Genomic DNA, 13179 nt, shown 5'->3' with positions numbered 1-13179 from the left:
GACATGGCCTGCGGCTTTCTCCCTCACAACCGAACATATCTCGCCCGGACGGATGTCGTCACCCTCTACTGATGCGTACCTCCATTCAGGTGAATTGACCCCGTCACTACCTGCAACGATGTACGTCCACGGTCAGTTCCGGTTCATTTCGAAAGAATCCGGTGCCGCCGCGACCACAGCGGCACGGACCGGCCCCGCAAGGCCGTTCACCTGGGCCATTCCCGATACGTTCCGTGCCCACTTCGCTCGCTCTTCCCCTGGTCCGGTCTTCCGTTCCTCCCTTCCTTCCCAAGCCGCGCGCCGATACACAGCCGTTGTCGCTTCTCCCGTCCCTTCGGCCCCGGCAGCCTCCCGCATCGCACGCGCCGCCTCGGCGAGGGTGGCGCCCGTGGTGACGAGGTCGTCGACGAGGACCACCCGGCCCCCGGCCAGCAGCCGGGCACCGCCCGCCGTCACCTCCAGCGCGCCCGCGAGATTCACGAACCGCTGCCGGGCGTTGAGCCCCGACTGGTCGGCGACGGCCCTCCGCTGCCGCAGCACCGGGACCACCCGGGCTGCGGCCCCGGAGCGCCGCAGCTCCGCGGCTGCCGCGAGGGCGATCCGCCGCACCGGGTCGTGCCCCCGCGCCCGCACGGCCCACGGCGCCGACGGCACGGGCACGAGCAGCACGGGCCCGGAGGCACCCGCGCCACCCTCCGTACCGCTCCACGAGGCGACGATCCGCACGGTCCGACCATCGCGCAGCCCGGCCCGCACCGCTCCCGCGAGCGCCGTGCCCAGCGCCCCGGCGAGCGCCAGCGCACCGCGCTCCTTGTGGGCGAGGAGAGCCGTCCGTACCTCGTCCGCGTAAGGCGCCGCCGCGTACACCGCCGGCAGCCCGGGCGGCTCCGGCACCGGTCGCACCCGGCGCGGTACGGCCCCGTCCAGGGCGGCACGGCACGCGTCGCAGAGCACCGTGCGAGGCGTCCCACAGCCTCCGCACTCGGCCGGTAGCACCAGGTCGGTGAGGTCCTGCCACCACCCCCGCATGTGCCCACTGTGCCAACGACCGGCCCGACCGGCCACCCCTGTGGACAACCGCCTGTGGACAACTCCGTGCGGCACGCACACCTCGTCACCCACACGGGTGAGCACGGGTGAGAAGGAGCGCGTTGCCGCCCACGAAAACGGCCGCCCCGCCGGCTCGACGCCGGACCGGGACGGCCGCTCACGCACGGCTCGGGACTCAGCCCGGATAGACCGGCGCCGACCCGTCCTTGACCACCTTCTGCCACTGGTCCCCGGACGGCAGCCGGACGATCCCGTCGTCCTGCGAGTCGGCCACCAGCGGCACCCGGTCGTCCTCGGACGCGGCGATCGCCAGGACACCCGTGAGCGCCGCGGGCGCGGGCCCGTCCGGCGTGGAGCCGTCGACCTGGACGTACCGCGTCTGCTGCACGCCGCCCTGCTCGCGCCCGACCACCACGAGCCTGCTGTCCCCCGCCCAGGACATCGCGGTGACCTCCTCGGATCCGGGGGTCGCGGAGCGCAGCTCGAGGACCGAGACCTCCTGCTGGTCGTCGGACTTGGTGCGCTCGATCCGCCCGACGAGCAGCGACTGCTTGCCGTCCTTCTCGACGACGAGCGCGATCCGCACCCCGTCCGCGGCGACCCGCACGTCCTCGATACGGCCGTCCAGTTCGGGGATCTGCACGGCCACAGGCTGGCCGACCCCCTGCGCCAGCATGTACAGCTGCGGCTTGGCGGGGTCCCGGTCGGCCACCCACAGGTCACCGCGGGCGTCCCAGCTCGGCGCCGTCAGCCGGTCCTTCTCGGTCGCACCGTGACTGGTGAGCACGGCGCCGCCCAGCGAACCGTCCGACGCGAGCGAGGTGACGTACAGCGCCCTGCCGTCGCTGCCGACCCCGGCCGCGGTCCGCTCGTCGCGGGCGACCGCCACCGACCGCAGCGGCTTGGTGCCCGCGCCGAACGGGCCGGGCACCGCCACCGCAGTCGTGCTGGTGCCACCGGTCGTCATCCGCACCAGCCGGTGCTTGCCGTCGAGGAAGTACAGGTAGTCGGGGCGCTTGGTGGAGGCCCGCCAGGCGGTCGCCTCGGCCTGCTCCTCGGTGACCTCGCACATGTGGGCGCCGTTGACGGACCGCAGCGCCACCGAGTCCACGGTGGGCGTCAGGTTGCGCAAGGTGAAGAGCAACTGGGTCGCCATCTCGCCGCACTTGGCGGAGCCGATCCGGGACGCCTTGACGTTCAGCGGCACCGTGAGCTGGTTCTGGTCGTCCGGCGTCAGCCCGGACACGCCCTTCTTCAGCGCCGTGCCGGTCGGGAAACTCGACCGGACCACCGGGCCGAGCCAGGCGGTGGGACCGCTGAGCAGCGAGCGCACCAGCTGGGTCGTCGGATCCACCCGGCTGCGCACGAAGACGGGATCCGCGACCGCCACCGGCTGCCCGGTCTCCCCGGCGGACGTGTCCGAGGCGAAGTAGTACTTGTCGACCGACGTGTAGTTGCGCTGGAAGTCGGACTTGCCCATCACGACTCCCTGCGGCAAGGAGTCGATCCGCCACTGGCCGCTCTTGGCGTCCCTCGTCAGATGCACCGTCCTGCGGTACGCCCCGTCCGCGGGCGCGTACGCCTGCTGCGCGTCGACGGTGGCCACCCGGCTGCCCTGCAGCATGTAGGTGATGCTGTTCGTGCCCTCACGGTTCGCCGGCCGCGGGTCCGTCTGGATGCTCGGCCCGTTCGCCAGCACCATCGCCTGCGACTCCGGCTCCCAGGACTTCGCAGCCGCCTTGGTCAGGTACTTGCGCGCCGTGTCGTAGTTCGGGTCGTCGCTGGTCAGGGCCTCCAGGAAACCCTGCACGATCTCCGTGGACGACGCGTCCTGCTGCGGCGGCATGGCGAAGACCCGCACCTGCGTGTCCTGCCGTGGCGTCGACTCGACGTCCCGCAGGTCGCCGCTGTCCGGCATGGAGGCACAGCCCGCCAGAACCACGACCCCACAGGCGGCGTACGCCACCGCGCGCGCCGGCCGGCGCCGGGCGCTCCCCTCGCGGTCAGCGCCCACGAAATGCCTCCCCTGGCTTGTTCGACTCGTCCGCCCCGCCGCCCTGGCCCGGCTCGGGCGTGCCCTCCTGACGCCGGGCGCCCTGCGCCGGGCGGGGCACCACGCGCGCGCCGTTGCCGGGCAGCGCGGTCGGGTCGGCGGTGGGGGCCACGGCGGCCATCCGCTGTGCCATCGGCGCGAGCGACGACGCCTGACCGCCGCCGGGCTGCACCGGCACGGTGGCCCGCTTGTCCTCGCCGCCGCCCGGCAGACCTGCCTCGCCGAGTCCCCGGTTGCGCCGGGAGTCCTTGGGCTCCAGGGGTATCGGCGAACCCCGCAACGGCTCGTCCGCCGTCCTGGGGAGCGTCAGCCGGAACTGCGAGCCGCCGCCCGGTTCCCCCCACGCCTGCAGCCAGCCGCCGTGCAGCCGCGCGTCCTCCAGGGCGATCGACAGCCCCAGGCCCGTACCGCCCGTGGTACGCGCGCGTGCCGGGTCGGCCCGCCAGAAACGGCTGAAGACCCGGGTCGCCTCGCCGGGCTTGAGCCCGACCCCGTAGTCGCGTACCGCGATCGCGACCGCCCCGCCGGCCGAGGCCAGTTTGACGACGACGTCCTTGCCCTCGCCGTGCTCGACGGCGTTGACGACCAGGTTGCGCAGCACCCGCTCGACGCGCCGGGCGTCCGCCTCGGCCACCACGGGCTGCAGATCGCCGAGCACGCGTATGTGCGTGCCCTTGCGCTCCGCGAGCGGCGCGGCCCCGCTGACCACCCGCCGCACGACCTCCCTGAGGTCTATCGGCTCGGCCTCCAGCGCCGCCGCACCCGCGTCGAAGCGGCTGATCTCCAGCAGGTCGGCGAGGAGCGACTCGAACCGGTCCAGCTGGTCGGCGAGCAGCTCCGCGGACCGCGCGGTCACCGGGTCGAAGTCCTCGCGGGCCTCGTGGATGACGTCGGCCGCCATCCGGACGGTCGTCAACGGCGTCCGCAGCTCGTGCGAGACGTCCGACACGAACCGGCGCTGCATCCGCGACAGGTCCTCCAGCTGCTGGATCTTCAGCTGGAGGTTCTGCGCCATCTTGTTGAAGGCCTCGCCGAGCCGCGCGATGTCGTCCTCGCCGGTGACCTTCATCCGCTCCTGGAGCCGCCCGGCCGACAGCCGCTCGGCGATCCCGGCCGCCATCCGCACCGGCGTGACGACCTGCCGTACGACGAGCCAGGCGATGGCCCCGAGAAGGACGACGACGAACAGCCCGGCAGTCGCCAGCGTGCCCTTGACCAGGCTGAGGGACTTCTCCTCCTGGGTGAGCGGGAAGAGGTAGTACAGCTCGTACGGGTCGTTGTTCGGATCGCTGACCTGCTTGCCGATGACCAGCGCGGGCTGCGACTCCTTGTCGTCCGTGTAGATGATCCGGGTATAGCTCTGCGCGGCCGTCGTGTTGCCGTTGACCCGCGTGCGCAGGTCGTCGGGCACGCTGGCCGTCGGGTCGACCTGCCCGGAGGCCCGGGTGCGCCCGCCGCCGCTGTTGTTGTCGCCCGCGGGCAGCGTGACCACGTCGAAGGCGCCCTGGCCGCCGCTGGAGAGGGACTCGACGAGGTCACTCATCCACGAGGTGACGTTCTGCGACTGCCGCCCGTCCACCGACTCCGCGGTGTCACCGGTGCCGGTCGCGGCCTCGTCGGCCTTCTGCTTGGCCACCGCGAACCCACCGGTGGCCTGGCTCTGCGAGGCCTTCACCTTGGCGTCCAGCAGGCCGTTGCGCACCTGCCCGATGACGACGAAACCGAGCAGCAGGACGACGCCCAGCGACATCAGCAGAGTCGTGACGACGACCTTGAGCTGGATGTTGCGCCGCCACAGCCGCATGACCGGCAGCAACGGCCGCCGCACCCAGCGCATGAACAGGCGCAGCACCGGGCTGCCCTGAACCCCGCCCTGGAGCAGGCCGCCCTCGAAGAGCAGCCGCCAGCGCGAACCGAACCGCTTCCCGCCGGCAGGCCGCTCCGGACGGTCCCCGGACCGGCCGGGGGCCGAAGCGGCACTGTCACCGGACATGTCAGCTCGGTCCCGCCTTGTATCCGACACCACGCACGGTCACCACGATCTCCGGCCGCTCCGGGTCCTTCTCGACCTTGGAGCGCAGCCGCTGGACGTGAACATTGACGAGGCGGGTGTCGGCCGCGTGCCGGTAGCCCCAGACCTGCTCCAGGAGCACCTCACGGGTGAACACCTGCCACGGCTTGCGGGCGAGCGCGACCAGCAGGTCGAACTCCAGCGGGGTCAGCGCGATCGACTGCCCGTCCCGCTTCACCGAGTGCCCGGCCACGTCGATGACCAGGTCACCTATGGCGAGCTGCTCCGGCGCCGGCTCCTCCGACCTCCGCAGCCGGGCCCGGATCCGGGCGACCAGCTCCTTCGGCTTGAACGGCTTCACGATGTAGTCGTCCGCGCCCGACTCCAGGCCCACGACCACGTCGACGGTGTCGCTCTTCGCCGTGAGCATCACGATCGGCACCCCGGACTCCGCCCTGATCAGACGGCACACCTCGATACCGTCCCGGCCGGGCAGCATCAGGTCCAGCAGCACCAGGTCGGGCTTGGTCTCACGGAAAGCGGCCAGCGCCTTGTCACCGTCGGCTACGAAAGACGGCTCAAAACCTTCACCACGCAGCACGATGCCGAGCATCTCGGCCAGTGCGGTGTCGTCGTCGACGACAAGGACTCGTCCCTTCATAAACGACATCATCCCATTCTCATAACAGTGAAGGTTGCGCAGGTGACCAGGGTCACCGGCCTGTGACCTTAGCCGTACCGGGCGGTCACTGTCTGCCCCCGTCCGTCGTCGCCGATGTCAGCGACGGATGTCAGCCCGCCCGGACCGTGACGGACGGCCCCGGGCTCACGCCTCGGTGGCCGCATCGGCGGTCAGCCGTGGTCTGTCCGGAAGTAGCGCCCACCCCGGATCAGCCCAGAACGTGGCGTGGCCGGGCACACAGCTCCGCAAGAGCCTCGGCCGTCACGGGCGAAACGACGCCTGCCTCGGTGACGATCGCCGTCACCAACTCGGGCGGCGTCACGTCGAACGCCGGGTTGTACGCCTGCGTCCCCAGGGGCGCCACCGGAATCCCGCCGCCCGCTCCCGCCACCGGCGCCTGCACCACTGTGACCTCGGTCACCTCGTATCCGGGGCGCTGTTCGACCTCGATGGACGCCCCGTCAGGTGTCTCCGGATCCACCGTCGTCAACGGCGCCACCACGATGAACGGCACATGGTGGTAGCGCGCGAGCACCGCGAGCGGATAGCTCCCCACCTTGTTCGCCACCGATCCGTCGGCCGCGATCCGGTCCGCCCCGATCAGCACCGCGTCCACCTCCCCCGCCGCGAACAGCGAACCGGCCGCGTTGTCGGTGAGCAGGGTGTACGCCATGCCGCTGCGAGCCGCCTCGTACGCCGTCAGGCGCGCACCCTGCAGCAACGGCCGCGTTTCGTCCACCCAGAGCCGCCGCAGCCGCCCCGCCCGGTGCGCCCCGAGGGCCACCGCGAACGCCGTGCCCTCACCGCCCGACACCAGCGAACCGGTGTTGCAGTGGGTGAGGATCCGGTGCCCTCCGCCGGGCAGCAGTTCCTCCAGCAGCGCCAGCCCGTGCTCGGCCATCCGGGCGCTGGCCTCGGCATCCTCCCGGTGCAGCGCCCGCGCCGCAACCAGCGCCGCCACGGCCGCCACCCCGCTGTCCCCGCCCTCGGCCAGGGCGGACCGGTACGCCGACACGGCCCGGTGCACGCCGACGGACAGGTTCACCGCCGTGGGCCGGGCGCCCGACAGCGCCACCGCGGCCTCGTCCACGTCGAAGCCCCGCACCGCGGCGAGCGCCACACCGTACGCGCCCGCTATCCCCAGCAACGGCGCCCCGCGCACCGCGAGCGAACGGATCGCCTCGACCAGCGCCGACGCGTCCGTGCACACCAGCTCGACCTCCTCCGCCGGCAGTCTGGTCTGGTCGAGGAGGACCACCACAGGACCTTCGGGTGGCTCCTCCCACCGGATCACCGGCATTCCCGTCGGCCGCTTGTCCTCGCCGGTTCGCGCGTACTGATCAGCCATGCGTTCAGTCTGCCCCGTATCCGGCGGACAATTGAAGGTGCGCAGCCGCTACCGCGGCCGGTCACTGGGCGCCCACCCCATGGCACGATGGCAGCCAACCTGCCACCGCGCTCGCGGACGGGCACCGTGAAGGAGCTTCGATGAACGACACTCCGGGCTGGGCCTCGCCCGGATCCGCCCCGTCCGACGGGCAGGAACCCGGCGCGTCCGCCCCTGCCGACCGCCCCGTCCCCGCAGGGCCCGTCGAACCGCCCGCCGAACAGCCGGGCACGGATCCACAGGGCACCGGCTCGCAGTGGTCCAAGGAACAGCCGCCGCCCGGCCAGTGGTCCGCGCCCACCGGCGCCCCGGCACCAGGCCAAGCACCGCCGCCCCCACCCCCCGGCCCCGGCTGGGGCGGCCGTCCCCCCGGCGGCGGTTACGGAGGCTACGGCGGACCCGGAGGCTACGGCGGAGGACCGGGCGGATACGGCCCGCCCGGCGGATACGGCGGACCCGGCGGATACGGAGCCTGGGGCGGCGGCTGGGGCGGTCCCCCGCCCGCCGCCAAGCCCGGCGTGATCCCGCTCCGCCCGCTCGGCGTCGGCGAGATCCTCGACGGCGCCGTCTCCACCATGCGCACCTACTGGCGCACGGTCCTCGGCATCTCGCTGACGGTCGCCGTCATCACCGAGGTCGCGGTGATCCTCCTGCAGGGCCTCGTCCTGAACGACACCGAGACCACCGACGCCCTCAACGACCCGAGCGCCTCCCTCACCGAGATCAGCCGTGCCGCCGGAGAGGTCGCCCTCAGCTCGGGCGCCGTCCTGCTGATCACCCTGGTCGGCACCATCATCGCGACAGCCCTGCTGACGACCGTCACCAGCCGCGCCGTGCTCGGCAAGTCCGTGACCATCGCCGAGGCCTGGCGCGACGCCCGCCCGCAGGTCCTCAAGCTGTGCGGCCTCATCCTCCTGACCGGGCTCATCGCGGTCGGCGTCCTGCTCGTCGGCGCACTGCCCGGCATCGTCGTCGCGATCGCCGGCGGCCCGGGCGGCGCCATCGCCGCCCTGCTCGTCCTCGGCATCCTCGCCGGTGCCGTCGTCACCGTGTGGCTGATGGTCCGCTTCTCGCTGGCCTCGCCCGCGCTGATGCTGGAGAAGCAGAGCATCACCAAGTCGCTGGGCCGCTCCACCAAACTCGTCCGCGGCACCTGGTGGCGGGTCTTCGGCATCCAGTTCCTCGCCTCGATCATCGCCAACATCGTCTCGTCGCTCGCCGTGGTCCCCTTCACCCTGATCGGGGCCTACGCCGGCGGCCACGGCCTGACCGGCTTCCTGGAGAACACCAACGACAACTACGGCTGGACGTTCCTCGTCATCAGCGGCATCGGCTCGGTGATCGGCTCCATGCTCACCTTCCCGATCAACGCGGGCGTCACCGTGCTCCTCTACATCGACCAGCGCATCCGCCGCGAGGCCCTCGACCTCGAACTGGCCCGCGCCGCAGGCGTCGAGAACTACGGCGCCGGCACCCCCGGCACCGTCCCGGGGAGCTGATGCGGTGAGCCCGACGGGGGGAGTCCTCACAGCGGTGCCCGCAACCCTGCCACGCGCCGCCGACGAGGCCGTACGAGGCCTGTCGCGGGTCCGGGACACGGCACTGCTGGCGCTGACCGGCTCGGACGGCCAACCGCCCGTGACCATCCCACGCGACCCGGCGCAGAAGGCGGCACGGCGTGAACTGGCCAAGCGGATGTACCACGAGAACGACCCCGGCCTGTTCCAGCGCGCCCTGAACGCCGTCCTGGACTGGGTCGACCGCCTGCTCTCCGCCGCCGCGTCCGCGACACCCGGAGGCGCACTGGGCCTGGTCGTCGTCGTCCTGGCCGTCCTCGCGGTGCTGGGCGCCCTGTGGTGGCGCCTGGGCGCCCCCCGCCGCCAACCCGTCTCCGCCGCCACCCTGTTCGACGACCGCCCCCGCAGCGCCGCCGAACACCGCGCAGCCGCCGAGGCACACGCCGCCCAAGGCCACTGGAACCAGGCCCTCCAGGAACGCATGCGCGCCGTCGTCCGCGCCCTGGAGGAACGCGCCCTCCTCGACGTCCGCCCCGGCCGCACCGCCGACGAGGCCGCCGCCGACGCCGGCCGCGCCCTGCCCGCCCACACCGACCGGCTGCGCACCGCAGCCCGGGAGTTCGACGACGTGACGTACGGCGGGCGCCGGGCTACCCAGGCGTCGTACGAGCGCATCGCCGACCTCGACCGCGACCTGGAGCGCGCCAAGCCGATCCTGGCCGGCAGCGTCAACAGCTCCAGCAGCACCGACAGCACGACCCACAACAGCCGCCAGGGAGCCGCCGAATGACCACCGGCGTCGCCATCCCGGCCACCTCCACCGCGCCCACCACCCGCCAGGTGTGGACCAGGACCCGGGGCATCGTCCTCGCCGTGGTGCTGATCCTCGCCGGTGCCGTGGCGATCGCCGTCATCCGCTCCGACACCAGGCACGGCGACCTCGACCCACGCTCCGCCGACCCCTACGGCAGCCGCGCCGTCGCCGAACTCCTCGCCGACCGGGGCGTGGACACCCGCGTGGTCACCACGCTGACCGAGGCACGCGCCGCGGCCGGCCGCGACACCACGCTTCTCGTGGCCGTCCCGGACCTGCTGACCCCGCATCAGCAGTCGCTCCTGCAGAAGTCGACGGCCCGGTCGGGTGGCCGCACCGTCCTGGTCGCCGCCGGCAGCACGTCCGTCGAACGGCTCGCTCCCGGCGTCACCGCAGACCCAGCCAACAGCGTCCGGTCCACGCTCGACCCCCACTGCACGCTGGCCGCGGCCCGGCGGGCGGGCAGCGCCGACACCGGTGGCATCCGCTACACCACCACCCACCTCGACGCCGACTCCTGCTACCCCAGCCAGCGCCTGGCCACGCTCCTGCGCATCCCCGCGGCCTCCGGAAGCGGCGACACCGTCGTCCTCGGCGCGCCCGACATCCTGCTCAACGACCGCCTCGACAAGCAGGGCAACGCCTCGCTCGCCCTCCAACTCCTCGGCTCCCGCCCGCATCTGGTCTGGTACCTCCCCTCGCTCTCCGACGCCACGGCCACCGGTACCGGCGACCAGAAATCCCTGTTCGACCTGCTCCCGTCCGGCTGGCTCTGGGGCACACTGCAGCTCTTCATCGCCGCAGCCCTCGCCGCCTTCTGGCGGGCACGCAGGCTCGGCCCCCTCGTGCCCGAGAAACTCCCCGTGGCGATCCGCGCCTCCGAAACCGTCGAAGGCCGCGCCCGCCTCTACCGCAAGGCCAGCGCCCGCGACCGCGCGGCCGGCGCTCTTCGCTCCACCACCCGCACCCGCCTCGCCCCCCTCGTAGGCGTCCCCGTCTCCCAGGCGCACGCGCCCGAGGCCCTGCTCCCCGCCCTCTCCGCCCATCTGCACGGCGACGGACAGACCCTGCAAGCCCTGCTCTTCGGACCGCCGCCCGGCGACGACGCGGCCCTCATCACCCTCACCGACCAGCTCGACGCCCTCGAAAGAGAGGTACGCCGTCCATGATGGACCCGACCACTGACAACGCCGGGAACACCGGGAACCCGGCCGACGCCCGGGCCTCCCTGGAGGCCCTGCGCACGGAGATCGCCAAAGCCGTGGTCGGCCAGGACTCCGCCGTGACCGGTCTCGTCGTCGCTCTCCTCTGCCGCGGACACGTTCTCCTTGAAGGAGTCCCCGGAGTCGCCAAAACGTTGCTCGTCCGCGCCCTCGCATCCGCGCTCGAACTGGACACCAAGCGCGTCCAGTTCACCCCCGACCTCATGCCGAGCGACGTCACGGGCTCCCTCGTCTACGACACCCGCACCGCCGAGTTCTCCTTCCAGCCCGGCCCGGTCTTCACCAACCTCCTCCTCGCGGACGAGATCAACCGCACCCCGCCCAAGACCCAGTCGTCCCTCCTCGAAGCCATGGAGGAACGCCAGGTCACCGTCGACGGCGTCCCGCGCCTGCTCCCCGATCCCTTCCTGGTCGCCGCGACCCAGAACCCCGTCGAGTACGAGGGCACCTACCCCCTCCCCGAAGCCCAGCTCGACCGTTTCCTCCTCAAACTGACGATCCCGCTCCCCTCCCGCCAGGACGAGATCGCCGTCCTCACCCGCCACGCCGAGGGCTTCAACCCACGCGACCTGCGCGCCGCCGGCGTACGCCCCGTCGCGGGCCCCGCCGACCTCGAAGCCGCCCGCGCGGCCGTCGCCAAGACGAATGTCTCGCCCGAGATCACCGCCTATGTGGTCGACATCTGCCGTGCCACCCGCGAGTCGCCGTCCCTCACCCTCGGCGTCTCCCCGCGCGGCGCCACCGCCCTCCTCGCCACCGCACGCGCCTGGGCCTGGCTGACCGGCCGCGACTACGTCATCCCCGACGACGTCAAGGCCCTCGCCCTGCCCACCCTCCGCCACCGCGTCCAACTCCGCCCCGAGGCCGAGATGGAGGGCGTGACCGCCGACTCCGTCATCAACGCGATCCTCGCCCACGTCCCGGTCCCCCGCTGATGCCCCTCACCGGACGCGCCGCCCTCATCGCGGCCATCGGCTCGATCCCCATCGGCATCTGGGGGCCGAGCTGGACCGGCATCCTCGCCGTCGACGGCCCACTGGCTCTGGCCTGCGCCTGTGACTTCGCCCTGGCGGCTCCGGTACGACGCCTCGTACTGACCCGCTCCGGCGACACGTCCGCCCGCCTGGGCGAGACCGCGGACGTCACCCTGACGGTGACCAACCCGTCCGGGCGCCCTCTCCGGGCCCGCTTCAGGGACGGCTGGCCACCCAGTAGTTGGCAGCCCGGCACGGAGGTCGAGGCCTCACGCCACCAGCTGACCGTCCCCCCGGGCGAACGCCGGCGCGTCACGACCCGCCTGCGCCCCACCCGCCGCGGTGACCGCCAGGCGGACCGCGTCACGATCCGCTCCTACGGCCCCCTCGGCCTGTTCTCCCGCCAGGGCGGCCACAAAGTGCCCTGGACCGTACGGGTTCTGCCCCCCTTCACCAGCCGCAAGCATCTGCCGTCGAAACTCGCCCGACTGCGTGAACTCGACGGCCGCACCAGCGTCCTGACCCGCGGCGAGGGCACGGAATTCGACAGCCTCCGCGAGTACGTCCCCGGCGACGACACCCGCTCCATCGACTGGCGGGCAACGGCGCGGCAGTCCGCGGTCGCGGTACGCACCTGGCGTCCTGAGCGCGACCGGCGCATCCTGCTCGTCCTCGACACCGGGCGCACCTCCGCCGGCCGAGTCGGCGACGCGCCGCGCCTGGACGCATCCATGGACGCCGCACTCCTCCTCGCGGCCCTCGCCTCGCGGGCGGGCGACCGTGTGGATCTCCTCGCCTACGACCGCCGGGTCCGCGCTCTGGTCCAGGGCCGCGCCGCGGGCGACGTCCTGCCCTCCCTGGTCAACGCAATGGCCACGCTGGAGCCCGAGCTCGTCGAAACGGACGCCCGCGGCCTGACCGCAACCGCGCTCCGAACAGCTCCACGCCGTTCCCTGATCGTCCTGCTCACGACGCTCGACACCGCTCCGGTCGAACAGGGTCTGCTTCCCGTGCTCTCCCAACTGACCCAACGGCACACAGTTCTGCTCGCTTCAGTGGCCGACCCGCACATCGCCCGCATGGCGACGGCCCGCGGAAACGCCGACGCGGTGTACGAGGCAGCGGCAGCCGCACAGGCCCAGAGCGAACGGCATCGGACCGCGGAACAACTCCGCCGGCACGGTGTGACGGTCGTGGACGCGACGCCTGATGATCTCGCTCCTGCGTTGGCGGATGCGTATCTGGCCCTGAAAGCAGCGGGCCGACTCTGATTCCCGAATGGCAGGGGCCGCGACCGGCCCCTGCCGATTTCGCTCCGAGTCCTTAAATGCAGAAAGGCCCACGCCATACGGCGTGGGCCTTCCCCAAGAATTGTTCGGCGGTGTCCTACTCTCCCACAGGGTCCCCCCTGCAGTACCATCGGCGCTGTAAGGCTTAGCTTCCGGGTTCGGAATGTAACCGGGCGTTT

The 13179-nt window shown here is 72.5% G+C and carries 10 protein-coding genes and 1 rRNA gene; 5 read left to right on the top strand and 6 right to left on the bottom strand.

Features of this window, described 5'->3' with window-relative positions; genetic code table 11:
- Positions 1–132: 132 nt before the first annotated feature.
- The 5 genes from AB0D74_RS16235 to mtnA all read right to left on the bottom strand — a co-directional run bounded on the left by AB0D74_RS16235 (position 133) and on the right by mtnA (position 7144).
- Positions 133–1029: a phosphoribosyltransferase family protein gene (locus AB0D74_RS16235; RefSeq protein WP_362586060.1), complete on the bottom strand. Its 897-nt coding sequence runs from the start codon at positions 1027–1029 to the stop codon at positions 133–135.
- A 196-nt stretch (positions 1030–1225) separates the two neighbouring features.
- Positions 1226–3064, bottom strand: a complete 1839-nt coding sequence (locus AB0D74_RS16230) for an LpqB family beta-propeller domain-containing protein (protein WP_362586057.1) — start codon at positions 3062–3064, stop codon at positions 1226–1228.
- A complete protein-coding gene (gene mtrB, locus AB0D74_RS16225) occupies positions 3054–5096 on the bottom strand; it encodes an MtrAB system histidine kinase MtrB (RefSeq protein ID WP_362586054.1) in 2043 nt (680 codons plus the stop codon). The genes AB0D74_RS16230 and mtrB overlap by 11 nt, the downstream gene beginning before the upstream one ends.
- Position 5097: 1 nt before the next feature.
- Positions 5098–5787, bottom strand: coding sequence for a two-component system response regulator MtrA (gene mtrA, locus AB0D74_RS16220; protein ID WP_015659998.1), 690 nt, complete (start codon positions 5785–5787; stop codon positions 5098–5100).
- Between the two features lie 217 nt (positions 5788–6004).
- Positions 6005–7144, bottom strand: a complete 1140-nt coding sequence (gene mtnA / locus AB0D74_RS16215) for an S-methyl-5-thioribose-1-phosphate isomerase (protein ID WP_362586051.1) — start codon at positions 7142–7144, stop codon at positions 6005–6007.
- A gap of 140 nt (positions 7145–7284) precedes the next feature.
- On the opposite strand from mtnA, the gene AB0D74_RS16210 reads away from it, so the two are divergent.
- From AB0D74_RS16210 to AB0D74_RS16190, 5 genes are read left to right on the top strand one after another with little or no spacing between them, the layout of a single operon-like run.
- The gene (locus tag AB0D74_RS16210; RefSeq protein ID WP_362586049.1) at positions 7285–8682 is read left to right on the top strand and encodes a hypothetical protein; all 1398 of its coding nucleotides are present in this window, start codon (positions 7285–7287) and stop codon (positions 8680–8682) included.
- A 4-nt stretch (positions 8683–8686) separates the two neighbouring features.
- The gene (locus AB0D74_RS16205) at positions 8687–9490 is read left to right on the top strand and encodes a DUF4129 domain-containing protein (protein WP_362586046.1); all 804 of its coding nucleotides are present in this window, start codon (positions 8687–8689) and stop codon (positions 9488–9490) included.
- A complete protein-coding gene (locus tag AB0D74_RS16200) occupies positions 9487–10683 on the top strand; it encodes a DUF4350 domain-containing protein (RefSeq protein ID WP_362586043.1) in 1197 nt (398 codons plus the stop codon). The genes AB0D74_RS16205 and AB0D74_RS16200 overlap by 4 nt, the downstream gene beginning before the upstream one ends.
- Positions 10683–11672 (top strand): MoxR family ATPase, encoded by a 990-nt coding sequence (locus AB0D74_RS16195; protein WP_362586830.1) that lies wholly within the window; start codon positions 10683–10685, stop codon positions 11670–11672. Before AB0D74_RS16200 ends, AB0D74_RS16195 begins: the two co-directional genes overlap by 1 nt.
- The gene (locus AB0D74_RS16190; RefSeq protein ID WP_362586041.1) at positions 11672–12982 is read left to right on the top strand and encodes a DUF58 domain-containing protein; all 1311 of its coding nucleotides are present in this window, start codon (positions 11672–11674) and stop codon (positions 12980–12982) included. The genes AB0D74_RS16195 and AB0D74_RS16190 overlap by 1 nt, the downstream gene beginning before the upstream one ends.
- Before the next feature lie 102 nt (positions 12983–13084).
- On the opposite strand, the gene rrf is transcribed toward AB0D74_RS16190, so the two are convergent.
- Positions 13085–13179 (bottom strand): 5S ribosomal RNA (gene rrf, locus AB0D74_RS16185); the annotation flags it as partial.

Source organism: Streptomyces sp. NPDC048278, assembly GCF_040652195.1.
GTDB lineage: Bacteria > Actinomycetota > Actinomycetes > Streptomycetales > Streptomycetaceae > Streptomyces.
This window is presented reverse-complemented; position numbering and strand designations above follow the sequence as displayed.